The sequence below is a fragment of the Spirosoma luteum DSM 19990 genome (assembly GCF_000374065.1).
GTDB lineage: Bacteria > Bacteroidota > Bacteroidia > Cytophagales > Spirosomataceae > Spirosoma > Spirosoma luteum.
Genome location: NZ_KB893258.1, coordinates 49249 through 73967 on the forward strand (window position 1 = coordinate 49249; position 24719 = coordinate 73967).

Below are 24719 nucleotides of genomic sequence, written 5' to 3' on the forward strand. Positions count from 1 at the left end.
TTTGTTATTTGACGTTTTTAGTAGGGGAGGACCGCAACAACAAACGTCTAACAACAAACTACAAACAGATTTCATGTCAATAAAAACTGCTTCAATACCAGCGCAATCGGGTCGCTTAGTCGAACGCGAATGAGCCGGACGTGCGGTATGCGCAGACTTTCTTCCAGGTTGGTCAGGTAATCCGTAGCCCGTTCGCGGACGGTTTCCCGAATGGCATCGGCCTGTAATTCGAGGGTAGCGCCCGTTTCCAGGTCCTGAAAGCGGTAAAAACCCCGTAGGGAAAAATCAACTTCCTGGTCGCCGAGTAGCTGAAACAGGACAATTTCCCGGCGTGGTCCGGCTACGGATTGAATCAGCCGTATCCACTCGTCACTAACCTGCAAAAAATCCGACGCGATAATGAGCATTTCGGCCTGTTTCCGGCTGAACTCCGGCACCGAGCCCGCCCGGTTTTCCCACGCACCGGTCGCCGTTGCCGTTTGCAGCGTTGAAACTATTTTCTGAAAGGCCTGTTTCCCCGCTGGTACCAGTGGCTGAACAGCGCCCTGTTGCAGCGCGTACAAACTCAACTGGTCGCCCTGCCGGTTGCTCAGGTAGGCCAGCGAAGCCAGCAGGATTTTAGCATACTGCAACCGACTAACGCCCGCTTCTTCGTAATTCATCGACCCCGATAAATCGAGCAACAACCGGATTTGCTGATTGCTTTCCGTCGCCGATTCGCGCACCAGGTAGTGGTTCGTTTTGGCGAATAGCTTCCAGTCGATACGCTTCGGGTCGTCGCCGGGAACGTAATGCCGGTACTGCTCAAACTCCGTCCCGATCCCAGACCGTTTGCTGGTCTGAATGCCCAGAAACGATTCATCACTGACCAGCTTGCCGGACAGCTGGAGGTTGTTGAGTTTGATGAGGTCGATAGTGAGCATGGGGGCGGTTTACGGTTTTTGGTTTGTGGTATTCGGTTGGCTGACGCGTAGACTGGATGATACCGGTCCGCTAGCCGCCAGCAAACCGTAAACTGAATACGTTAAACAGAATACCTACTTCACACACTTTAATAATTCGTCAATTACCTTATCCGTAGTAATGCCTTCGGCTTCGGCGCGGAAATTCAGCGCGATTCGGTGGCGCAGGATAGGGTATGCCAGCAGCTGAATATCGTCGGGAATAACCGAGAACCGTTCGTTCAGTACCGCCCGGGCCTTGGCGCAAAGGACCAGTGCCTGCCCGGCGCGTGGGCCCGCCCCCCATTCGCCCCACTGCTTCACAAACGCCGAAGGGGAGGTTTGAGGCCGGGAGGCCCGCACCAGCCGGTTGATGTAATCAATCAGTTCGTCGCTGATGTGTACCTGCCGGGTCAGCGTTTGCAACTGGAGAATTTCTTCGTCGGAGAGAATCGTATTCAGGACCGGGCGGTTGGTGCCGGTGGTACTTTTCAGGACCGTAAGCTCCTCCTGTTCCGAAGGATAGCTGAGTTTGATATACAACAGAAACCGGTCGAGCTGCGCTTCTGGTAGGGGATAGGTACCCGCCTGCTCAATGGGATTTTGGGTCGCAATGATAAGGAAAGGCTTAGGCAGCTCATAGTCGGTACCATTGTACGTGACCTTGTACTCCTGCATGGCTTCGAGCATGGCGGCCTGCGTTTTGGGTGGCGTCCGGTTAATTTCGTCGGCCAGCACGACATTCGCGAATAGCGGCCCCCGATTAAAGACAAACACCTTATGACCAGTTTCGTGGTCGTCTTCCAGCACCTCCGTACCCACAATGTCGCCGGGCATCAGGTCGGGGGTGAACTGAATTCGTTTGAAACGCATGGAAAGGGCACGGGCCATCGTGCTGACCATGAGTGTTTTGGCTAATCCAGGTACCCCCTCAAGCAGGCAATGTCCACCCGCCAGCAACGAAATAAGTACTTCGCTAATGGCCTCCTGTTGTCCGATGATTACTTTGCCAATTTCGTTTCGTAGCTGAGGCAACTTGCCTACCAGCGCTTTGTAGTGGGCTAATTCGTTAGATTCCAATAGTTAATCCGTTCAGGTTGTACGTGTTTAATGATGAATGATAAATTATTAATTATGAATTGTATGTTGTAAAATCATTCATCATTCATCATTCATCATTCATCATTCATCATTCATCATTCATCATTCATCATTCATCTAAGCTGTCAGGGCGTAGGTTACGATGTTTACGCCGAATTTAGTGTTGTCTTCGGCCAGGAAGCGCTTGTTCCGGAAGTCGTAATCCCACTCGCAGCCGTAATCCTTGTTACTGTACAAAAGACCCAGGCGACCGTTAACGGTGATGCCTTTGAGGTAATCATGCACCAGATCGTCGCCCCAGCCATTCAGCTCGAACGAGGTGGTGGGTGGCCCTTCTGGAAACTTGAAAAAGCAGGTGTAAATAGGATGGGTATTCGGGATTTTCTGTAACGCCTTCGGCCCGAACGTCCGGGTCATCTCCTGCTCGAACGATTTGGCAAACAGCCCATCGACATCGTGGTTGCAATCGTCCACAAACACAAAGCCGCCGTTTTGTACGTAGCGCTTGAAGTTGTCCCGTTCCACCGCCGAAAACTCCACCAGTTTATGCCCGCTGAGGTAACAGAACGGACTTTTGAACAAGTCGGGGCTGCCCAGCTGAACCACCTTTTCCTTCTGGTCGACGGGTAGGGTGGTGTATTCAACCAGCGAGTGCATCAGGTTTGACGGCATCCGCTGGTCGGTTTCCCAATCGCCGGAGGTGTACTGGATGCGGGTGAAAAAGAACGGTTTCAAATGCGTTTGTTGAGTCTGATGAAGTAGTGTACTTAGTACTATAACGGTTTTTCCATCACATAATCATCCATGATGAAGCCATTCCCGATGTCAATCTGTTCATTGGCAACGTGCCTGAATCCCAGTCGTTCGTAAAACTGAATCGCTTTATTATGCCGGTTTACATTCAGCGACAGTGTATCATTCTGCGTTTCTTTCGCCAATGTAGTTACCTTGTCAATCAACTGTTTTCCTACCCCTTTACCCTGACTGGCGGGCAACAGGTAAATCTTGTGAATCCTGGTTTGGGGAACGCCTTTGTAATTCAGTTCGTACGACAGAAACCCAAGATAACTCCCATTGTCACGTTCCTGAGCCAGCAGAAAGACGTGGTTTCTTTCGGTCACCTGCGTTTTCAGTGCCTCATCGCTGTACATCATCGCCAGCATATAGTCAATCTGTTCCGGCGACAAGATAGCTGCGAACGTATCGGGCCATGTCTGGTACGCAATCGTCTGAACAATGGATAGCTGACTCTCAGTGGCCGGGGTAATGGAAATCATTCGGTGTCCATTCGTAGGTATCGGGCGTTCACTCGACTCAGATACCAAATTAGGTAAATAATATAAACTAATGGGTATAGATTACTCAAAAATTAACCCAATGCTGGCCCTGGAAGCGTCCGGGATGCAAAAAAACAGCCGGTTGGCCTGATGTCAGGGCTTATAGGCAAGGATATACTGACAGTCTGGACCGTAACCGACCTGAGAGCAATGACTGGATTTTTACCGTTTCAGCCACCAGATAAACAGGCCCGTCAGCGTAACAACGGCGGTAGACAGGGCTAGCAGGATGTAAATAACCTGCGATACCCAGCCGAGATACCGACCGAAATGCAACTCTTCGAAAATGTGTTCGGCTATGTATTCCAGACCGGCATCCTGCGCATCAAAACCGCTGATGTAGTGCCCATCACGGGCATCCAGCGTAGCCGCTATGGTATACTTACCCAGCAACCGAATACTGTTGGGCCGATTTCCCCGAATGACCAGCGTCGTATCGCCCGGTTTGGGAAAATCGATTTGCCGGGGCTGAAAATCGCTTATGGATGCTGTAGCATTGCTCAGCGCTGTATCAAGCGGAATGGTGCGGTATGATAAATCAGCCGATGGAGACCGGGGCTGACTGCCCCCTCCGCCGAACTGCCGCTCCAGCTGCTCCCAATGGAAAAAAATACCCGTCGCGCTCATCATCAGCATGAACAGTAAAGCAACTACACCCAGCCATTTGTGGATGTCGGCATACACGATGCGGGCTGGTTTGTTCCATCGTACTCCTATTTTGAACACGCTCAGTAGGGACCGCCGGTAATACCACGTTCCGGTCAGCACCGACCCCAGCAGACAGATACCGGCCAGGCCCATCACGTAGCCCCCCACGGGCTCCAGCAGCAGGTTTTCGTGCAACTCCCGCGCCCGCCGAACGAAGGTGGTCTCCGTATTGCGGATGCTCGTAATCGCCCCACTGTACGGATTCATGGTTATCCATTGCCACACGCCCTTGTTACTGATGTCGACCCGCAAGGCTTCATTCTCCGTTTCCGGCAGACGAACCCCTCTGACCTGTGCATCCGGAAACTGACGATGAATAGTGGTCGATACCTGACCATAGTTCATAGGCTGACCAACGGGTTCAACCTGTGTCTGGCTGGGGTTCAGGAGATTGTCGACCTGCCGATCAACAACCAGAATAGACCCGGTAATGGTAATAATCAGGATAAACAGGCCACCCACTAATCCGGAAATGCGGTGCAGCTTGTAAACGGTTTTATCAGAAATCATACGTATTCCCCGGAATTGATTCCGGAGCTAATGGGAAAAAAGGACTGGTGAAAGACCCGTCAATGCCGTTCCGCTTCCGTCAGCCCCGGAATTAATTCCGGGGCTGACGGAAGCGGGGTACGGAAGCTGGATTAATTAATTCGGAATGATGGCCGGAATCTGCTGCTCGGTCACCATGCGGTTGAAGGCCGGAACCTGCGTATTGACAATTTCCTTGAGCTTATCGAGCGCGGTGTCTATCTGTTTGGCCAAATCATCGTAAGCTGTAAAGGACGACTTTGTCGGCTTTGTATCGGCTGACGAAACCACCGAGGCTACTCCCGCCATCTTGTCGTTCAACTGAATCGGATAGGCCAGCGCATCCTGCGGGGCTTTGGATTTGGGTTGCATCAGCGTCGACTCCAGTTTTTCCAGTTCGTCCAGCATTGGCTTGGCCGCTTTCTTGAACTTCTCGGCGGCTTTGGGGTCTTTCACACTCTTGGTGTACCCTTCAATCTGCGTCCGAATCTGGCGAAGCTGATTGATACCCTTGTGCGTCTCGGACAGTTTGTTGTTTATCTTCTGTAACAGGTCGAACTGCTCCTGATACTCAGCGGCTGTAATGGCCAGACGCGGGTCTTTCCGAATTTCGATGGGCTGTTCGGCCACCAACGAATCACCCAGCAGCATCCGTACTTTGTACATCCCCGGCACTACTTTGGTGCCCGTTCCCCGGCCCGTCCACATCACGTTGGTACCCTCAACGGCGGCCGCATCCGGGTAGCGCATGTCCCACACAAACACGTTCATGCCAGGTAGCGCCGGAATGCTGCCGGGCCGCACGTCCGTTTCGTCCTGATAGAACTCCTTCGCTATTTTTAGCGGCTGTCCTTTCCTGTCTTTGGTACTGGAGTAGCTGATAAGTGTGTCGTTCGACGGAGTCATGTAAATAAGCCGTAATTCTTTGGCGGGCTTATTTTTCAGGTAGTACCGCGTAATCACGCCATTCTGGGCATTTTCGCCCTGGTCGGTGGCGGCCGCCCGACCGCGCCGGGGGTTACCCGCTCCGCCTTCCATGCGGTAGGCATGGCGGGGCTTGAACAGGTGCATACTGGCGGCTGTTTTGCCCGCCGTTTCTAGGTCCATCAGTTCGTGCAGGGGCGTGATATCGTCCATAATCCAGAACGAACGGCCGTGCGTAGCGATAACCAGGTCTTTTTCGCGCTTGTGAATCTGCAAATCGCGGACGGGTGTAACGGGCAGGTCAAGGCTCAGTTTCTGCCAGGAGCCGCCGTCATTGAACGACACATAAACGCCCCGCTCCGTACCAGCATACAATAGTCCCGGCTTGTTAGGATCGTCGCGCACCACATGGCAATGCTCGTCTGCCGGGATGCCGCTGGTGATGCTGGTCCAGGTTTTGCCGTAATCCGTCGTCTTGAACAGGTAAGGCTTCGTGTCACCCAGCATGTACCGCTTGGCGGCCAGGTAGGCTTTGCCCGCCGTGTGGTCGGAAGGGTGTACGATGCTCATGATGGCCATCTCGGGCAGCATGGAGGCCGGGGGCGTGATGCTGGTCCAGTTTTTCCCGCCGTCGCGGCTGATGTGCATCACCCCATCGTCGGAACCGGTCCAGAAAACACCCTTCTCCACCGGCGATTCGGCAAAGGTGAAAATAGTCGGGAAAGTTTCAGCCCCGGTGTTGTCTTTCGTAATCAAACCACCCACATCGCCCTGCGTTTTGGGGTCGTTTCGGGTCAGGTCGGGGCTGATGTCCTCCCAGGAATGACCGTTATCCGTGCTGCGGTGCAGGTACTGCGAGGTAATGAATAACGTCTTTGGATCGTGGGGGGAGAAAACGATGGGGTACGTCCACTGAAACCGGTACTTCCGGGCCGACGAGGGGGAACCCATAAAGTATTCGGGGTACACGTTGATGCGCTGATTCTGGTCGGTGGCTTTGTCGTAGCGCGTAATCAGTCCGTCGTAACTGCCTCCGTACGTAACGAGTGGGTTGGTGGGGTCGGGGGTGATATAGCCCGATTCGCCCCCCGCCACCGAGTACCAGGCACCCGGTCCGATGGCGTAATCCGTCGTGCGGCTGGCAATCCGAATGGAGGAATTGTCCTGCTGTGCCCCGTAGAGGTTATACGGAAAATCATTGTCGACGGCTACGTGGTAAAACTGCGCTGTAGGAATATCGACATCGGAGAAGGTAGCCCCACCGTTGTAGGTGACTTCGGCCCCGCCATCGTCGCCGATGATGTAGTTCAGTGGGTTTTTGGGGTTCCACCAGATGTCGTGCGTATCGCCGTGATGGACGGGGATGGTTTTAAAGGTCTTACCCCCATCGTACGATTTCTGGGCGTTCACGTTCAGCACAATCAGGCCGTTTTCGTCCTGCGGGTCGGCGGCCAGCATCATGTAGTACCAGGGCCGCTGCCACAGATTTTTGTCTTCGTTGATGAGCTGCCACGACTCGCCCGCATCGTCGGAGCGGTACAGGCCCCCCTTTGCATTTTCGACCATGGCGTAGAGCCGGTTCGGATTGACGGGTGACACCGTGATGCCGATTTTGCCCAGCAGTCCTTTGGGCATACCGGGTTTTTCGCTCAGGCTGGTCCAGGTATCGCCCCCGTCGGTGGATTTGAACAGGCCGCATCCTTTGCCCCCGCTGCTCATGGTGTAGCTGTTGCGGTACGCCTGCCACATGGACGCGTACACGATGCTGGGGTTGGTCGGGTCGAGTTTAACGACGATGGCACCGGTGCTGTCATTTTTGGCCAGAATCTGTTTCCAGGTTTTGCCACCGTCGGTGGTGCGGAATACCCCGCGCTCTTTGTTCGGCGCAAACGGGTTGCCAAGAGCGGCTACGTAGGCAACATCGGCATTGGTCGGGTGAACCTCGATGTTACTGACGGCATCGGCTTTCTTCAGACCACTGTGTTTCCAGGTCTTCCCGGCATCGGTCGATTTGTAGATACCGTCGCCGTTGGAAATATTGCTGCGGATGTCGGCTTCACCCATACCGACGTAAATCGTGTTCGGGTCGGAGGGGGCTACGGCCACCGCGCCGACGGAACTGGATTTGAACGTGCTGTCGGAGATGGATGCCCAGTTGGCCCCGCTGTCGGTGGTTTTCCAGACACCCCCGCCCGTGGCTCCGAAATAATACGTCAACGGCTGACTAACGTGCCCCGCTACGGCCAGCGACCGACCCCCGCGAAACGGCCCGATGTTGCGCCACCGCAACCCGTTGAACAGGCTGTCTGTCGATTGTGCGGTACGGCTTTTGGTAACTGCTTTTGCTTTTCGCTGGGCCAGACCAGGCGTTGCCAGCAGCAGGGCAACCAGGGGTGCCCACAAAAGCCAGTGCGATTTTATTTTTTCCATGAAAAGTACAATTAGAGTGGGTGTTCGCTTGTTGATAAAAAAGATAAGAGAAATGAATTTGTGCATTTTATTCCCGCTGTTTTCGGCAGGATGAATAAGGGTCGAAGGCTCGCCTGGCAGAAACTAATCTGATTTCTTTCCTATTTCGCGCACAAAAATAGGAAAGAAATAAAACAGTGGTCATTTAGCCGTCTAACAATTAATACTATTGGCTTACACTTAAAACGCAGAATAAATTTCTAATCGCTTACTTTGTAGAGACATTCCACCCGGGATAAATTATATAAATTTCTCTGAAGCCCTGTAAAGCCGATGGCTTTTGTACGGGCAACGGCCTGAACGAAAGGGTTTGCGGGCGATAAACGGGTTGTGAAAGACGGTAAGGGTTACTAAAATAAGCGACGAACAATGATTGGCGATAATCTGGATTTTTACCTGAGTCGGGGTTATTTTCGGATGCAGCAGGATGTTTTTACGTGCCAGTTTGTCCAGTTCAATGACACTGTTTACGCCGTACAATGGTTGCGTATCAGGCTGGAAAAGGTCAGCTACGGCCCTTCGCAGCGTCGGCTACTGCGGATAAACGCCCGCTTTTCGGTAGTGGTAAAACCGCTCGTACTGACGGCCGAACTAAAAGACCTGTATGCTCAATACCGGGCGGCTATCGACTTCGACGCGCCATCATCCATCGAAGCCTGTTTGCTGGAAGGAACGCACCGGAATGTATTCGATACGCAGGTGGTTGAGGTTCGGGATGGTGACCGGCTTATTGCCGCCGGTATCTTCGACAATGCCCCCCAGAGCATTATGGGGGTCATGAACTTTTATCATTTCGACTACCGAAAGCAAAGCCTGGGTAAGTTCCTGATGCTACAGAAAATGAACTACGCGCTGTTGCAGAAAAAGACGTTCTACTACCCGGGGTATGTGGTATATGAGTATCCTAAATTTGACTATAAACTATTCCCCTGCCTGGCCGCTACCGAAGTTTTCGATAGCCTGAGTGGCCACTGGCTGCCGTTTTCGTGGGATACCATGACCCAGCTTTCAACCACGCTGCTTGACGAATACAAAATCCGGCACGAACCTGATTTTTAACTAATGCAATCCCGTTTTACCCATTCCCATCGCACGCTTCATCACAAACAGTCACTTTTTTATGAGGTACTTTTTTCCGGTTCTACTACTTATCACTTTTGGCTGTACGGATGCCCTGCTGGCGCAACAGTCTCCGCTAACACCCGCCGATACCAGCACCAACGTCGTTTTTACCGGCATGACCTGGCGCAACATCGGTCCCACACGGGGCGGCCGGTCGCTGGGCTCGGCGGGGTCACCGTCCCGCAAACTGGAGTACTATTTCGGGGCGGTGGGCGGTGGCCTCTGGAAAACCACCGACGGGGGTAAAACCTGGAACCCCGTAACCGATGGGAAAATAAGCAGCTCCTCGGTAGGGGCCGTAGCCGTGGCCGAGACCAACCCCGACGTGGTGTACATCGGTACCGGCGAAACCCAGCTCCGGGGTAACATCATGCAGGGCGATGGTGTCTATAAGTCGACCAATGCCGGGAAAACCTGGACCAATATCGGCCTGAAAAACACGCAGGCTATCGCCCGCGTCCGGGTGCACCCCACCAACCCCGACATTGTATACGTAGCCGCACTCGGCCATCCCTACGGCCCGAATGAGGAGCGGGGTGTTTTCCGTACGACCGATGGGGGTAAAACCTGGAAAAAAGTGCTGTACAAAGGCGATCAGGCCGGAGCCGCCGACCTCATCATCGACCGCAAAAACCCAAATGTACTATACGCATCCATCTGGCAGGTGTACCGCACCCCCTGGAAAATGTGGGGCGGGGGTGGGGCCTGTGGCCTGTTCAAATCCACCGACGGGGGCGATACCTGGACCGAACTAACCCGCAAGCCGGGGATGCCTAAAGGGACCGTCGGTAAAATTGGCGTAACCGTTTCGCCCGTCGACCCGAACCGGGTGTGGGCCATTGTGGAGGCTGAAGACGGGGGCGTGTACCGCTCCGATGATGCCGGGATGACCTGGAAACGCACCAACGACGAGCGCAAGCTGCGCCAGCGGGCCTTTTATTATTCCCGCATCTACGCCGACCCGCTCGATAAAAACACGGTGTATGGTCTGAACGTAAACTTTTACAAATCGACCGATGGGGGAGTGAAATTCAGCAAAGCCATCACCGTTCCCCACGGCGACAACCACGACCTCTGGATTGACCCGACGGATTCCACCCGTATGATTGCCTCCAACGATGGGGGAGGCTGCGTGTCGGTGAACGGGGGCAAAACCTGGACCGACGAGAATTATCCGACCGCCCAGCTCTATCACATCACCACCACCAGCGATTTCCCATATCAGGTGGCCGGTGCCCAGCAGGACAACTCGACTATTGCCGTACCGAGTGAGGGCTGGACTAATTTTCAGGCCCGGGGCAACAGCATCGACAAAAAAGAGTGGTCGTATGACGTGGGCGGTGGCGAAAGCGGCTACATTGCTCAAGACCCGAAGAACCCCGATATTTTTTACGCCGGTAGCCAGGGAGCGTTACTCACGCGCTATAACCGGATGACGGGCCAGACCCGCGACGTGCAGGTATACCCCCGTTTCTTTTCGGGCGAACCGGCCAGTGCGCTGCCCGAGCGCTGGCAGTGGACGTTTCCCATCGTGTTTTCGCCCAAAGACCCAAACCGGCTGTACGTCTGTTCGCAGCACGTCTGGATGACGACGAATGAAGGGCAGACCTGGGAAAAAATAAGCCCCGACCTGACGCTGGCCGATACCGCTACGCTGGGAAAAACGGGTGGGGTGATTACGATGGACATGAACGGCCCCGAAATTTACGGAACCGTATTCGCCCTGGCTCCATCGTACCACGATGTCAACACAATCTGGGCCGGTTCTGACGATGGGCTGCTGCACATCACCCGTGATCACGGCAAAAGCTGGCAGGGCATTACGCCACCCGATATGCCAAAACACACCCGTATCAGCATCATCGAGGCATCCCGCGCCAAACCCGGCACGGCCTACGTAGCCGCCAAACGGTACCAGATGGACGACCGCGCCCCCTACATCTGGAAAACTGACGATTATGGCAAGACCTGGAAAAAGATAATAAGTGGCATTCGGACTGATGCGTTTGTGCATTCCATTCGGGAAGATGTCACGCGCCCCGGCCTGCTGTACGCCGGTACGGAACACGGTATTTACGTATCCTTTACCGATGGCGATAGCTGGGAGCCACTTCGCCTTAATTTGCCCGACACGCAGATTGCCGATTTGCAGGTGACCGAGAAAGACATTGTGATTGGCACCCACGGGCGATCCATTTACGTGCTGGATGATGCCGCTCCGGTTCGGGAATACGCGACCGGTCTGGAAAAGGAACCCGTTCACTTCTTTAAGCCCTACTACGCCGTTCGTCGGGTGCAACCGGCTGTTTTTCAGTACTATCTGGCCAAACAGGCCGACAGTGTGAAAATTGACATTCTGGATGCTGCCGGAACCTTGATTCGGTCATTCACGGGCGATAAACCCAAATACCCGAAAAAAGACGACGAGGACGACGAAGAGGGTCCCCCAAAACCTAAAATGCCGACGACGGCTGCCGGCCTCAACAAATACGAGTGGGATTTGCGCTACCCTGGCTCCACCGATTTCAAAGGGATGATTATGTGGGGTGCCCGGCCCGTTAACGGTCCCCTGGCAGTACCCGGTCAGTATCAGGTTCGGCTTACGGTGGGCGGTAAAACGATTACGCACCCGTTCGAGGTTAAACTCGACCCGCGCCTGAAAGGGGTTACCACCGCCGATATCGACGAGCAGTTCAAACTGGCTATGAAACTCCGCGACCAGACCAGTAAAGCCAATGACGCCGTGATTCAGATTCGGGCGCTGAAAGAAAAACTGTCCAAACAGCCCGACAGTCCGGCCAATAAAAAGCTGAAAGAGCAACTGGGCGTCATCGAAGAAAACCTGTACCAGATTCGGAACCAGAGTGGGCAGGACCCGCTGAACTTCCCCATCAAACTTAACAACCGGCTGGCGGCCCTGTGGCGCAGCGTCGAAACGGGCGATGCCAAACCCACCGACGGCTCGTACAAAGTGTACGAGGAACTCTCGCAGGAACTGACCCGCGAACTCACCGAACTCGATACGCTGCTCAAGACCAAAACGGTTAAAAGTATTGGGATGTAAGGGAGATCACCACTGCTCGTGCCAGCTACTATAAAGTCGGCGCGGGCAGTGATAACGGTTAACGGTAAGGCTGATTTTTAACCAGTCTAAGGTCGTTGAGTTCGGGTAACGTCAGTGTGCAGTCGGATGGGATAACACCCCGCGCCATCCAGTTGGTCACTACCTGTGTCGTCAGGCCGTAGCGTTCGGCGTACCGTTTTATGGTTAGCCATTCAGTGGTATCGACAACAAAGCCGTTTTCCTGCAAGAGTTTGAGCGATTGAGCCGATTCGTTTTGTGCTTCGGTCAACTCCCGGTTGAAGTTAATTTTTTCCTGTATCATAGCATTGATAACGTTTAGGCACATGAACTTTATAATAAGTCAAAACCTCCGCATTTATTCGTCCGGTTCACTACCAGAGTCGGCTTTTTGTTTTTCTAGCCAGATTACTTCCGCCTTCTTCAGGAGGTAGAGCCGTACCCAAAAAGTTTCCTGGTTGCGGGCTTCCAGCTCATTGAAGTGTTCCAGAATCATCTTTTGTGCCCGATCCCGTTGGAGTATAGCATTAGCGAGCAGCGTATCAAGTTCTTTTCGGGTCAATTTATTTTGATTAACAAGTCGGTAAAAGTACAAACTGTTTCATAACGAAACGATAATTAATCTGACTGATACTCATCAATCAACCATCAACTACTATGCATCAGTGTAAACGAACAGTACGAAAACCATTTTACCTGCTATTTACTCTTGTCTGGTTAAGTCTGCTGCTCGCCAATCGGCCAGCATGGGCCCAATCGAAAACCGGTAAAGCAGCACCGGATACCACCACGACCAATGCGGTGATGAAAGCCATGCAATGGCGACTGATCGGCCCGTTTCGGGGTGGCCGTTCGGTGGCGGTGGCGGGGCACCCGACGGAGCGGCTGGTGTTTTACATGGGCACCACCGGCGGGGGCGTCTGGAAAACGGAGAATGGGGGCATCACCTGGCAGAATATCTCCGACGGCTTTTTTAAGATGGGTTCCGTCGGAGCGGTTTCGGTCGCCAAATCCAATCCCGACATTATTTATGTGGGCATGGGCGAACACACCCTGCGGGGCAACCTCTCGCCGGGTGATGGAGTCTATAAATCGACCGATGCCGGCAAGACCTGGAAACACGTCGGCCTGACCGATACGCAGCACATTGGTCAGGTCATCATCGACCCGACCAACCCCGACATCGTGTACGTAGCCGCCCTCGGTCACGCGTTTGGCCCGAACGAAGAACGGGGGGTGTTCCGCACGACGGATGGCGGTAAAAGCTGGAAAAAGATTCTCTATAAAAACCCCAATGTGGGGGCTATCGACCTGACCATCGACCCGTCGAATCCCAAAATCATCTACGCGTCGACGTTCGAGTTTCGCCGGTTTCCGTGGGGTGTTCGCAGTTCGGGGCCGGGGGCGGGCATCTTCAAAACCACCGATGGGGGCGATACCTGGACCGACATTACGCTGCGTCCGGGCCTGCCGACGGGTACCAACCGGGGGCGCATCGGGCTGGCACTGTCCCCGTCGAAACCCAACCGTGTCTGGGCGATCATCGAAGCAGAAAACGAACAGAATGGTGTGTACCGCAGCGACGATGGGGGTGCTACCTGGCAGGTGGTCAGCCAGTTTGCCGACCTGTTTCAGCGACCCTGGTATTATCACCACCTCACGGCCGACCCCAAAGACGCGGAAACGCTCTGGGTGCTGAACATCGACATGTGGAAATCGACTGACGGCGGTAAGAACTACAAAAAAGTGTCGCCACCCCACGGCGATAACCATCAGCTCTGGATTGACCCGAACGACACCAACCGCATGGTACAGGCCAACGATGGGGGCGGAACGGTTAGTTTCGATGGCGGTAAATCGTGGTCGACGATCTACAACCAGCCGACGGCCCAGATGTACCACGTTATTACGGACAACAAATTTCCGTACCGGGCTTACGGTGCCCAGCAGGATAACTCGACTATTTCGGTGCCCAGTCGCTCGGATTACGGGGCTATTTACCCCGACGAAAACTACGATGTGGGCGGGGGTGAATCGGGCTATATTGCCTTCGATAAAAACGATCCGTCGCTGATTTTTGCGGCCAACCACCACTGGCTCACCCGCCTGAACCGGAAGACGAACCAACTCAAGGACGTATCTGTCATTCCCGATGATATGTACGGCTACGGCTCCGCCGATCTGGCGTACCGTTTCCAGTGGACGTACCCCGTTATGGTATCTCCGCACAACCCTAAAGTACTGTATGCCACCTCGCAGTATGTGCACCGCTCGACCGACCAGGGCGCAAGCTGGCAGGTGATCAGCCCCAACCTGTCGCGTTCCGACCCGGCCACACTCGAACGGACCCCAACAATGAACGACCAGTCGATTGGCAAAGACTGGGGACCGGTGAAGCGGGACAACACCGGGGTAGAGTGGTACGGAACCATCTTCGCCATGGCCGAATCGCCGAAGAAACCGGGTATTCTATGGACGGGTTCGGACGATGGGTATATCCAGTTGTCGATGGATAATGGCAAAACCTGGAAGAACGTGACGCCGAAGGAAATGCCCGACTTCGCCCGTATCAGCATCATCGACGCGTCGGCCCACGACCCGGCAGTGGCCTACGTGGCCGCCCTGAAGTACAAACAGGACGATTTCCACCCGTACCTCTACAAGACGAGTGACTACGGGAAAACCTGGAAAAAAATCACGACCGGTATTCCCGCCGACGATTACATGCGGGTGATCCGGGAGGACCCCAAACGGCGGGGTTTGCTCTACGCCGGGGGGGAAAAAGGAATGTATGTTTCCTTCAACGACGGCGCCAACTGGCAGTCGCTTCAGTTAAATCTGCCGGTTGTGCCGATTCACGATCTGGCCATTCAGGATAATGATCTGGTGGCGGCCACGCACGGCCGTTCGTTCTGGATTCTGGACGACCTGACCATCCTGCACCAACTAACCGACGAGGTACAGAAATCGGCGGTCCACCTGTTCAAGCCCCGCCCCACCATACGCTTTCGGGCGAGCCTTGACCCGGCCATTAAGCCCGTTCCTGCCGATGGCGATGATCTGGGTAAAAATCCGCCAAACGGCGTCCGGGTAGTTTATTACCTGCCTTCGACACCCAAAAATCTCATTTCGCTGGCTTTTCTGGATGCCAGTGGTCAGGTTATAAAGTCGTTTAAAAGTAGTACGGCCCCGCCCGATGCTCCTAAATCAACGTCGGCTACGGTGCGGAAAGATTCGACCGGCTTGGCCGAAATGCGTCAGCCTATAGCACCCGCCCGCCGGGAAACGATGCTGCCCGCGCAGGCTGGTGGCAATGCGTTCGTCTGGGCCGATATGCGCTACCCGGACCCGATTGCGCTACCCAATTCCGTGACGCACGGCCGGGCAAGAGGCCCGCTGGCGATGCCGGGAAAATACAAGGCGCAGCTCACGGTAGATGGCAAGATTTACACACAGGAATTTGAAATAATAAAGGACCCCCGTATTGAAACGACGGCAGCGGAGTTCAAACAGGAATTCGATATGCTCATCAACATCCGGGAGCGACTCAATGAACTGCGCAACGGTGTCCTGACTATTCGGCAAATGCGTCAGCAGCTGGACAGTACGTATAAATCGCAGGAGGACGAAACGGTGAAGGACTTGAAAGACCAATTACTACGCATTGAGGATGAACTGTATCAGCACCGGGCAAAAGCCACGCAGGATTTAACCAATCATCCCGTTCGGTTAAACACTAAATTTACGGCCTTAAGCGGGTTCGTCGAGTCCGACGATTCCAAACCGACGCAGCAGCAGGGTGAGCAGTACAAGGCACTGGCCAAAAGTCTGGCCGAACAGTTAAAAAAACTGGAGAATCTGAAACCGGCCATTCAGCGCAAGCTTCACCCAACGGGGTGAGGAAGTGAGATACCCGGCCGCCCCGTTAGGTGCATAACAGCGAAGCGTCGGTAGACATTTTAGATGAGTGCGGTTACCGACGCTTCGCTGTTTTATCCCTGGGATGGTAGTGTTACAATAAAGTAATTGAGCAGTGTATTAATCGGGGTAACAAGACATGAATGTGCCATAGCCGTACCAATAATATAGCCCGAATCCTTATGATGGTCGCTTTGCTGGCTATCGGGGGCCTGTATGGCTATTACTATAGTCTGGAGTGGGCGGCTAAATGGGCATTTGCGCACCAGACGGAGTTTGGGGTCGATGAGCTGATTTTGATTGCCGTACCTCAAACTAACCTTTCTCCAGACAATGACTTTTTGGTTCATCAGGAAGAATTTACGTGGCAGGGTGAGATGATTGACGTGCTGCACCGCGAAATCCGTTCCGATACGCTCTATATCTACGGCTTCCGCGATGCCGTCGAAACCGAACTCCGGCGGGAAGCCGCCTGGCTCTACGGGGACCAGAATCAGCCGGAGCCGCTGCCCGACACCCGCGTCAAACGGGTAAAGTGGTTCAGTCCCTTTGTGCTGCCGTATCAGGTGACTGTGACGCCGTTATGGGATGCCACCCTGTCTGAATTTTCTCCCTTCTTTTCCTATTCCTCCCTCCATTTCCAGCGCCCCCTGCTGGATGTAACGGTTCCCCCACCTGATCTTTCGTAGAGACCGGTCCGCCGGCGCGGTAATACCTTGCGTCTCCTTCACGACAGCAAAACCATCCGGCAAATGAGACGCAATACCTTGCGTCTCTACGGGTGCGCGCACCCTATTTTTTATCAATCATCAACCTGTATTCATGAAATCAATTTATAGCAAATTTATTATCGGCCTGTTCATCTGCACGGGTTTGAGTACCAGTCTGTTCGCTCAAATGACCGTGACCGGTCGGGTAGTTGACCAGACGAATAGCCAGCCTATTGTGGGAGCAACTCTCCAGGTGAGTGGCACAACGCGGGGCGCCACGGCCAACGATAAAGGGCAGTTTCAGCTAAACGTCAGCCAGGGCGAACAGGTACAGATTTCGGCGGTGGGTTACCAGACTCAGACGGTCGGTATTTCGGCCAATACCCGCACCCTGACGGTGGAACTGGAATCGTCCAACACGGAACTGAACGAGGTCATCGTGTCGGGGTACTCGGCTCCGCAGACCATTCAGCGCATTCCCGGTGCGGTGGGGCTGGTGACGAGCCGCGATATTCAGCGGACGAATGGCATTCACCTGCAAAACTTCGTGAACCTCATTCCGGGCGTGAAGGTCGAGATGCGAACGGTAGCCGCCGGCAATCGCATCGTGATTCGGGGCTACGGCAACCAGACCAACTTCAACGGCGTGGGCTACAAGGCCTACCTGAACGACATTCCCCTGACCGACGGCGATGGCACGACGTTTCTGGACGATGTCGATTTTACGACGCTGGGTCGGGTGGAAGTGCTGAAAGGACCGGGGTCCAGTGCGTATGGCAACGCCATTGGGGGCGTCGTTAATTTCTACACCGAACGCGCACCCATCGGAAAAACGAGTATCAGTCAGCAGGTACTGGCGGGTTCGTACGGGTTGTTCCGGACGAATACCTCCATCAAAACCGGCTCCGATAATACCAGTCTGAACATCAATTACGGGCACCAGCAATACGACGGTTTTCGGCTGCACGGCACCTCCAAAAAGGATTTCGTGAGCATCACCAGCGATACTTACCTGAGTGCCAAACGGTCGATGTCGCTCTTCGTTGGCTACACCAATTCCTACGATTTGCTGTCGGGGCAGGTGGATAGTGTGAACCTGCGGGTACACCCCGACACGGCAGAAGTGGCTTATCTGGGTAACAACGCCAACATCAAAACGGAGAGCGCCCGCATGGGCATGAGCCACAACTATCAGTTTACCGACCGCTTCTCAAATAAAACGACGCTCTTTGTCGGTGGTCAGATCATCGACCAGCCGTTTGCTGCCGGGGTCAATAAAACGAACAAGGTCAAGTTTGGCGGTCGCTCGGTGTTTGCGTATGCTAACGAGTCCAGTCCGCTACGGCCAACGGTGAGCGTGGGGGCTGAGTTTCTGAAGAATTTCAACTACGCCAAAAGCTACGGGCTGAGCAACAACGTATTGGGCGCGCTGCGCTCCGACCTGGAAATTCAGGCGATGCAGTACAGTATCTTCGCCCAGGCCGCTTTGCAGATTGCGCCCAAACTAACCCTGTCGGCGGGGGCGGGTCTGAACTACGTGGAGTACGGCATTGTCGATATGCGGGCCGCCACACCTGCGTATGTCAACGTGTCGGGGTACGACCTCTTCAAACCGATTTTGTCGCCCCGGGGCGCGTTGGCCTATCAGGTGACGAACGATGTGTCGGTGTATGCCAGTGTGAGTCAGGGGTATTCGGCCCCGGCTACGAACCAGGTGGTCATTGCCCAAACGGGTCTGGTGAACTATAACCTCCGCCCCGAACTGGGAACCAGCTACGAAATTGGCAGTAAAGGCAGTCTGCTGAACAAAGCCCTGAGCTACGAAATCGCGTATTTCACCATGGCCGTCACCGACAAACTGATTCCGCAGAACTTCCCGGCAACGGCCAGCCAACCGGCATACACGCTAACGACCAACGCCGGTAAGGTGCAGCACAACGGGCTGGAACTGGCCGTGCAGTACGCCCATCGCCCGGCGACGGGCGCGGTATCGCTGATTCGCCCGTTTGTGTCGTATACCTACAGCGATTTTTACTACAAGGAGTACCGGAGCGACAATAATGGCGATGCCAAAACCATCAACTACACCGGTAAAAAAGAGTCGGGTATTGCGCCTAACCTGCTCAACGCGGGTATCGATGTGGAAGTCCGGCCCGGTTTCTACCTGAACGGCACGCTGATGTACGTCGATAAAATGCCCATTACGCTGGCCAACGACCATTTCGCGCAGGCGTATACGCTGGTGAATGGCAAACTGGGCTACCGCTCCGCATTGGGCAGTCACTTCAACCTCGATGTGTACGTGGGTTCGGACAACATGCTGAGCAGTACGTACTCGTCGCTGGTATTCCTGAATCTGCCTAATCCGCCCAACAATCGCCCCCTGTTTTTTAACCCGGCACCCAAGATTACATTCTATTCGGGCGCGGTGCTGAAATACACGTTTTAGGTTTTACCACCCCCAACCCCCTCCTAAAACAGGAGGGGGCTACCCAGCAAAGCTCTTTTTTTTAGCCCCTCCTAAAACAGGAGGGGTTGGGGTGGTAAGTCGTTCGTCATTTCGTTCAAGTCATTCAACCCAGTTGTTGTCGTAAATCAACCCTCATTCCATGAAAAAAATACCCATAATTCTTCTCCTGATTACCCTCTCCGCCTGCACTTCCAGCCAGAAAGACCAGGCGCAGACGGCAGGCAAACAACGCATTGTCTGCGTGGCTAAGCAACTCACCGAACTCATTTTTGCCCTTGGTGCGGGCGACCAACTGGTGGGTGTCGACCTGTCGAGTACGTACCCACCGGCCACAAAGGACATTACCAAAGTTGGGTATCACCGGATGCTGAACGCGGAGGGTATCATCGCCCTGAAACCCACGGTAGTGTTTCACGACGGCAACGTGGCCCCGGAAGCGGTGATGGAACAGTTAAAAAAGGTGGGCGTGCCGATGAAGGTACTCCCTGATGCGCACACCATTCCCGAAGTGAAAGCGCTGTTCGATTCGCTGGCCGCGCAGTTCGGTGCGCAGAAACAGGCCGACAGCCTGAAAACGAAACTGGATGCTGACCTGGCCAAAGCTGCTGCCGACGTTAAGCAGTACAAAACCACGCCCAAAGTCGCCATCATCCACTTCGGTCGGGTGATTAACAATTATCTGGTGATTGGTCAAGCGGGGACAGCGTCATACATGCTGGATTTGGCGGGGGGTAAAAACGTGATGGATACGCTCAAGGGTATGAAGCCCCTCAGCCCGGAAATCATCAGCAAAGCCCAGCCCGACATTATTCTGGTGACGGACTTCGGCTACGACCGGCTCGGTAACGCCGACAAACTGGCCGCGTTGCCTGGCATTGCCCTGACCCCGGCGGGCAAGAACAAGAAGATTTACCGCATTGAAGAGCACGACCTGATCTACCTCGGCCCCCGTACCGGCGAGAATGTGCAGATGCTCATGAAACTGATTCATCAGTAAATGAAGATAGCTTTAGGGTGGGGGATATATGCTTTCGGGCGTACAAATCCCCCGTCCCTACCGGTTGCCGTGAAACTTGTAATTGTCAGATGAATGTTATACACTTGTCAACTGATAATTTATTGTAAACCTATAAGGTCTCCAAGACCTTATAGGTTTGACTGACTCATTCTCTCATGAAAGCAGAGCCCTCTTCCCCCAGCAAGCCAACAGCCAGACGAACGGTTCAGATTAAGCCCGGCGGCCTCGATGCGCAACTCAACCAACTAGCACAACAGTTTGGCGTTACGTTGAAAGAACTAGCCCCGTTGCTTCAACTTTCCGAAAGTACGCTGCACCGGTTACGGCGGCAAACGACGCTTTCCGGACCTACTGCCGAACGGGTGGAACTGCTGAATGGTATTTTTCAGCATGGCCTGCGCGTATACGGCGGGGATGCGTTGGCCATGCGCGACTGGTTACGCTATCCGCTGGCTGAACTGGAAGGGCGAACGCCGTTACAAACGCTGACGACCATTGCTGGTTTCACGCAGGTGGATGATGTACTGGGCCGTATCGAGCACGGTATCTTTTTCTAATGCTGATTTATCGACTTATTCAGGCTGCGTTTCGGCAGGAGCCGTTGTCGGGGCAGGGAGCCGCACTGTATGGCGGACGCTGGAATCCAAAAGGAATTGCGTTGCTGTATGCAACCGGCTCGCCCGCGTTGAGCTTACTGGAGGTGTTGGTCCATATCAATCCTAAACGTATTCCTGACTATTATCTGGTAACGATTGAGGTGCTCGATTCGATTCACTCGTATCGGGCTGATGACTTACCTGCCGGTTGGCGGGCGACGGGCAGTGCGCAGCCGTTGCCTTCCCAAACCTTTCTGCTGGACTGGTTACGAAAACCCAATTGTCTGATAGTAGAGGTGCCCAGTTCAATTATTCCGATAATGACCAATTACCTGATTAACCCCCGCCATGCCCTTTTTGCCGACTGCCGCATTATCCATTCCGAACCGTTTGACATTGATGAGCGGCTGTATGACCCATCCCGTCGGAGTTAACGGGGGCGACTCTACTTCTTTTCGACAAGTTACCTGATGAAACTATCGTCGCTGACACCGGGAAACTGGTACGGGCTTTTGGCCTTGCTGCTTCTGATTTGTATTGTTGCGGCCCTGCGCATCGGGGCGGTCGACCTGACGTTTGCCGATATCAACCAGATTCTGTTGAATGGAGTTGGCCTGTCGAATGTGCCGGTTGACCCCATTTCGCAGGGGTTGTTTTTGCAGATTCGGTTGCCCCGTGTGCTGCTGTGCGCCACGGTGGGAGCGGGGCTATCGGTGTCGGGGGTGTTGATGCAGGCGTTGTTCCGGAACCCGATTGTGGAGCCAGGACTGGTGGGGACGAGTGCCGGAGCCGCGTTCGGGGCGGCAATCGTCTTTGTGCTGGGCAAGAATATTAACTGGGCGTTTACCGATGCGCTGGGGCTGTTCTTGCTGCCCTGCGTGGCCTTCGTCTTCGCGTTCGGGGCCACGTTGCTGGTGTACCGGATTGCGGCCATGAGCGGCAAAGTCAACGTGGCGACCATGATTCTGGCGGGTATTGCCATCAATGCGCTGGCCACGGGCGGCACGGGTTTTCTGTCGTACATCGCCCGCGACCCGCAGGCCCGGTCCATCACTTTCTGGAACCTGGGGACGTTTTCCGGGGCCGACTGGATGCAGTTCTGGCTGGTACTACCCGTCACCATTGGCGGTATTTTACTGGCCCTTCGGTTCACCAAAGCCCTGAACGTGCTGATTCTGGGCGAGGATGAAGTGCGGCATCTGGGCTACAACATCGACCGACTCAAAATTCAGGTGTTACTGCTGAACACGTTGCTGGTGGCCGTGGGTACGGCGATGGTGGGTGTAATATCCTTCGTGGGGCTGGTGGTGCCGCACCTGCTGCGCCTGTCGAAAACCTCCGACAACCGCTTTCTGGTCATTGCATCCGCCTTGTTGGGTGGTTCGCTGCTCACGCTGGCCGATACGGTGGCCCGTCGACTGGTGGCACCCGCCGAGTTTCCGATTGGCGTTATCACGGCCTTTGTGGGCGCGCCGGTTTTCATCTGGCTGCTGGTGCGCAACGCCCGATCGTTTCAACGGGGAGGTTTTTATGCTTAGGGCCGAACACCTGTCGTTTCGCATCGGCCAGCAGACGCTGATCGATGATGTATCGCTAACGTTGCTACCCGGCGAATTTACGATGGTGCTGGGACCGAACGGAGCCGGGAAAAGCACCCTGCTCAAACTCCTGACTGGTACCGAAACACCCCAGACGGGACAGATCTGGTACGGTGACCAGCCCCTCAACGCCATTCCCCTGCCGACGCTGGCCCGCCAGAAGGCGGTTCTCTCGCAACTCCTGTCGCTCCCCTTCGACCTGAACGTGACCGACGTGGTGATGATGGGCCGCTACCCGTATTTCGACCTGAACCCAACCCCGCTGGACAAACAGATTGCCGACGACTGTCTGGATTCGGTGGGGATGCTAGGGTTCAAAAACCGGGCGTTTGCGTCCCTGTCCGGGGGTGAAAAGCAGAAGGTGCATCTGGCGCGGGTTTTAGCTCAACTCCACCGCCAGCCGGGCGACGAAGCCACGAAATATCTCTTTCTCGACGAACCCATTTCGGCCCTGGACATTCACTACCAGCACCAGATCCTGGGACTTGTAAGCGAACTGGCGACGCACAACATGGTCATCTTCGTGATTGTCCACGACATCAACCTGGCCCTGCAATACGCCAAAACCGTCATCCTGATGGATCAGGGCCGCCTTGTAGGCATGGGCCACCCAAACGCCGTACTGACTGAATCTGCCATCGAATCCGTTTTCCAGCTCAAACCCTACTTCATGACCCATCCCGAAACCGGCCGGCGGGTGATGATTGTGTGAGGAGGTTGTGCATACCCAAGTCTGCAAGCAGGCCGAATATCACCTGCGGATATAGAAAAACAGATCGTCGTTTATTATATTGCCTGTATAGACCCTGTTTTTGCCATGACAAACCGCCCGAGCCTTCATGCCAATAAATTGACCTGGGTAGTATGTGTCTTTTACCTGATTGCTTTATTCTGGATTCTGATTTTTAAACTGGGTGTGCGATTTTCCTACATGGAAAACAGAAGCGTGAACCTGATTCCTTTCCGCGAAGCGTTTGCCTTAGCCGGTCGCCTTGATCGGGTGCAGGCTCTTGCGAATGTACTGATTTTTGTGCCGCTCGGCGTATACGTGGCTATGCTGGGTAAACGATTGTACGTGTGGAAGCAGCTTCTGCTACTTTTTGCCATCAGCTTTTTGATTGAAGCCCTTCAGTTTATCGGCCGGATTGGTGCGTTCGATAGTACCGATTTAGTGACGAACACGTGCGGAGGCATACTTGGTTTATGGCTGGTTAATTTGATTCGAAGAGCATTTAAGAGCGATCTGGCAGCGCAACGGTTCATAAATGTAGCGGCATTAATAGGTACAATCCTGTTGTTTTCATTTCTTATCTTGCTGAAATTAAATAAGCTTCCTATTCGATATCAATAGAGGGACAGGTAATACATAGTAAAGACGTTAGAGCAGCGACTCACTTACGCCCGCTAAAGCCATTACCGACGTCCTTTTTTCAAGACTATCTCATCAACAATTTATATCTCTGGTAGGAAAGGCACTTATGAATAGTGTGTCCGGATAAATAGTAACAGACTTTTAAGGCGCACAAAACCGACCCTCATCTTATTCGCTTCGTTGAGTAGGTTTGCTTAAAGTAGGCTTACTGTCAGAGACAGTACTAATTGCAGAAAAGGCGGTTTTCAGCTCATCACAAAGGTTTTACAATTCCTTTACAATGTTTTACCGGGCATTTTCGATTCCTGACAGCAGTGGCTCTAGTTTTGGTCGTTCCTTAAAAAAACAGAAACCATGAACGCTAAATCATTTATCCCCGTCGTGCTGCTACTGAGCGTAGCGGCCACAATTGCCCAACGCGCTCCGTTAGGCGTATCGATGCAAACAGGTCGGAAGCAGCCCACCTCCTGCCATGATCCGCTGAAGGACAACCAACCGATCAATGAGGCCACGTTCTCGGTTGTTAGTCGGGGCATAGTGACCATTGTACCAGGTAAATCAAAAACGGGATGCGCCGGGCCAATTCCGTTCTGTGTTTATCTGCGCCGGAACGGTGAGGTTATTCAGCAGGGTGTCTCTGACACCACCCGGTCGGTGATGAGCATTGAGGTGGCTTCTGTGCTGGCCCTCGCTAAAATGGGCGATGACCTGGTGATTGAGCCTACCCAGGCAGGCCATGCCTCCGCCAAACGGATAATCAAGGTCAGACCCGTATTTAATGCTGATTTATTCTCATTTTTGAGAACTCCAAAGAAGGGGTGTTAA

The 24719-nt window shown here is 54.0% G+C and carries 20 protein-coding genes; 12 read left to right on the top strand and 8 right to left on the bottom strand.

The window, feature by feature from the left end; all coding sequences use genetic code 11:
* Positions 1 to 71 precede the first annotated feature (71 nt).
* The 6 genes from B156_RS0114435 to B156_RS0114465 form a co-directional block, all read right to left on the bottom strand.
* Entirely contained in the window at positions 72 to 923 is an 852-nt protein-coding gene (locus B156_RS0114435; RefSeq protein ID WP_018620452.1) for a DUF58 domain-containing protein, read from the bottom strand.
* A gap of 114 nt (positions 924 to 1037) precedes the next feature.
* Positions 1038 to 2021: an AAA family ATPase gene (locus B156_RS0114440; RefSeq protein ID WP_018620453.1), complete on the bottom strand. Its 984-nt coding sequence runs from the start codon at positions 2019 to 2021 to the stop codon at positions 1038 to 1040.
* A 138-nt stretch (positions 2022 to 2159) separates the two neighbouring features.
* Positions 2160 to 2777 carry a DUF4159 domain-containing protein gene (locus tag B156_RS0114445; protein ID WP_018620454.1) on the bottom strand — a complete coding sequence of 206 codons (618 nt, stop codon included), beginning with the start codon at positions 2775 to 2777 and terminating at the stop codon, positions 2160 to 2162.
* Positions 2778 to 2815: 38 nt separating this feature from the next.
* The gene (locus B156_RS0114450; protein ID WP_018620455.1) at positions 2816 to 3319 is read right to left on the bottom strand and encodes a GNAT family N-acetyltransferase; all 504 of its coding nucleotides are present in this window, start codon (positions 3317 to 3319) and stop codon (positions 2816 to 2818) included.
* 222 nt (positions 3320 to 3541) lie between these two features.
* Positions 3542 to 4597 (bottom strand): PepSY-associated TM helix domain-containing protein, encoded by a 1056-nt coding sequence (locus B156_RS0114460; protein ID WP_018620456.1) that lies wholly within the window; start codon positions 4595 to 4597, stop codon positions 3542 to 3544.
* Positions 4598 to 4732: 135 nt separating this feature from the next.
* Positions 4733 to 7969 carry a WD40/YVTN/BNR-like repeat-containing protein gene (locus B156_RS0114465; protein ID WP_040585656.1) on the bottom strand — a complete coding sequence of 1079 codons (3237 nt, stop codon included), beginning with the start codon at positions 7967 to 7969 and terminating at the stop codon, positions 4733 to 4735.
* Positions 7970 to 8377: 408 nt separating this feature from the next.
* Here B156_RS0114465 and B156_RS0114470 point away from each other — a divergent pair, with 408 nt between their 5' ends.
* Positions 8378 to 9067 carry a hypothetical protein gene (locus tag B156_RS0114470; protein ID WP_018620458.1) on the top strand — a complete coding sequence of 230 codons (690 nt, stop codon included), beginning with the start codon at positions 8378 to 8380 and terminating at the stop codon, positions 9065 to 9067.
* Positions 9068 to 9128: 61 nt separating this feature from the next.
* The gene (locus tag B156_RS0114475; protein ID WP_018620459.1) at positions 9129 to 12194 is read left to right on the top strand and encodes a VPS10 domain-containing protein; all 3066 of its coding nucleotides are present in this window, start codon (positions 9129 to 9131) and stop codon (positions 12192 to 12194) included.
* A gap of 58 nt (positions 12195 to 12252) precedes the next feature.
* Here the strand turns inward: B156_RS0114475 and B156_RS0114480 are convergent, their stop codons facing one another.
* Positions 12253 to 12516 carry a hypothetical protein gene (locus B156_RS0114480; protein ID WP_018620460.1) on the bottom strand — a complete coding sequence of 88 codons (264 nt, stop codon included), beginning with the start codon at positions 12514 to 12516 and terminating at the stop codon, positions 12253 to 12255.
* Between the two features lie 54 nt (positions 12517 to 12570).
* Positions 12571 to 12774, bottom strand: a complete 204-nt coding sequence (locus tag B156_RS0114485; RefSeq protein ID WP_157627045.1) for a hypothetical protein — start codon at positions 12772 to 12774, stop codon at positions 12571 to 12573.
* Between the two features lie 95 nt (positions 12775 to 12869).
* On the opposite strand from B156_RS0114485, the gene B156_RS0114490 reads away from it, so the two are divergent.
* From B156_RS0114490 to B156_RS0114535, 10 genes are all read left to right on the top strand, one after another.
* The gene (locus B156_RS0114490; protein ID WP_018620462.1) at positions 12870 to 16112 is read left to right on the top strand and encodes a WD40/YVTN/BNR-like repeat-containing protein; all 3243 of its coding nucleotides are present in this window, start codon (positions 12870 to 12872) and stop codon (positions 16110 to 16112) included.
* Positions 16113 to 16312: 200 nt separating this feature from the next.
* Positions 16313 to 16819 (top strand): hypothetical protein, encoded by a 507-nt coding sequence (locus B156_RS0114495; protein WP_018620463.1) that lies wholly within the window; start codon positions 16313 to 16315, stop codon positions 16817 to 16819.
* A 133-nt stretch (positions 16820 to 16952) separates the two neighbouring features.
* Positions 16953 to 19289, top strand: a complete 2337-nt coding sequence (locus tag B156_RS0114500) for a TonB-dependent receptor (protein WP_018620464.1) — start codon at positions 16953 to 16955, stop codon at positions 19287 to 19289.
* A gap of 160 nt (positions 19290 to 19449) precedes the next feature.
* Positions 19450 to 20307: a heme/hemin ABC transporter substrate-binding protein gene (locus tag B156_RS0114505; protein WP_018620465.1), complete on the top strand. Its 858-nt coding sequence runs from the start codon at positions 19450 to 19452 to the stop codon at positions 20305 to 20307.
* Between the two features lie 176 nt (positions 20308 to 20483).
* Positions 20484 to 20885, top strand: coding sequence for an antitoxin Xre/MbcA/ParS toxin-binding domain-containing protein (locus B156_RS0114510; RefSeq protein ID WP_018620466.1), 402 nt, complete (start codon positions 20484 to 20486; stop codon positions 20883 to 20885).
* On the top strand, positions 20885 to 21358 hold the full coding sequence (locus tag B156_RS0114515) for an RES family NAD+ phosphorylase (protein ID WP_018620467.1): 474 nt from the start codon (positions 20885 to 20887) through the stop codon (positions 21356 to 21358). Before B156_RS0114510 ends, B156_RS0114515 begins: the two co-directional genes overlap by 1 nt.
* A gap of 36 nt (positions 21359 to 21394) precedes the next feature.
* The gene (locus B156_RS0114520; protein WP_018620468.1) at positions 21395 to 22462 is read left to right on the top strand and encodes a FecCD family ABC transporter permease; all 1068 of its coding nucleotides are present in this window, start codon (positions 21395 to 21397) and stop codon (positions 22460 to 22462) included.
* The gene (locus tag B156_RS0114525; protein WP_018620469.1) at positions 22455 to 23234 is read left to right on the top strand and encodes a heme ABC transporter ATP-binding protein; all 780 of its coding nucleotides are present in this window, start codon (positions 22455 to 22457) and stop codon (positions 23232 to 23234) included. Before B156_RS0114520 ends, B156_RS0114525 begins: the two co-directional genes overlap by 8 nt.
* A 105-nt stretch (positions 23235 to 23339) precedes the next feature.
* Entirely contained in the window at positions 23340 to 23873 is a 534-nt protein-coding gene (locus B156_RS0114530) for a VanZ family protein (protein WP_018620470.1), read from the top strand.
* 375 nt (positions 23874 to 24248) lie between these two features.
* Positions 24249 to 24719, top strand: a complete 471-nt coding sequence (locus B156_RS0114535; protein WP_018620471.1) for a hypothetical protein — start codon at positions 24249 to 24251, stop codon at positions 24717 to 24719.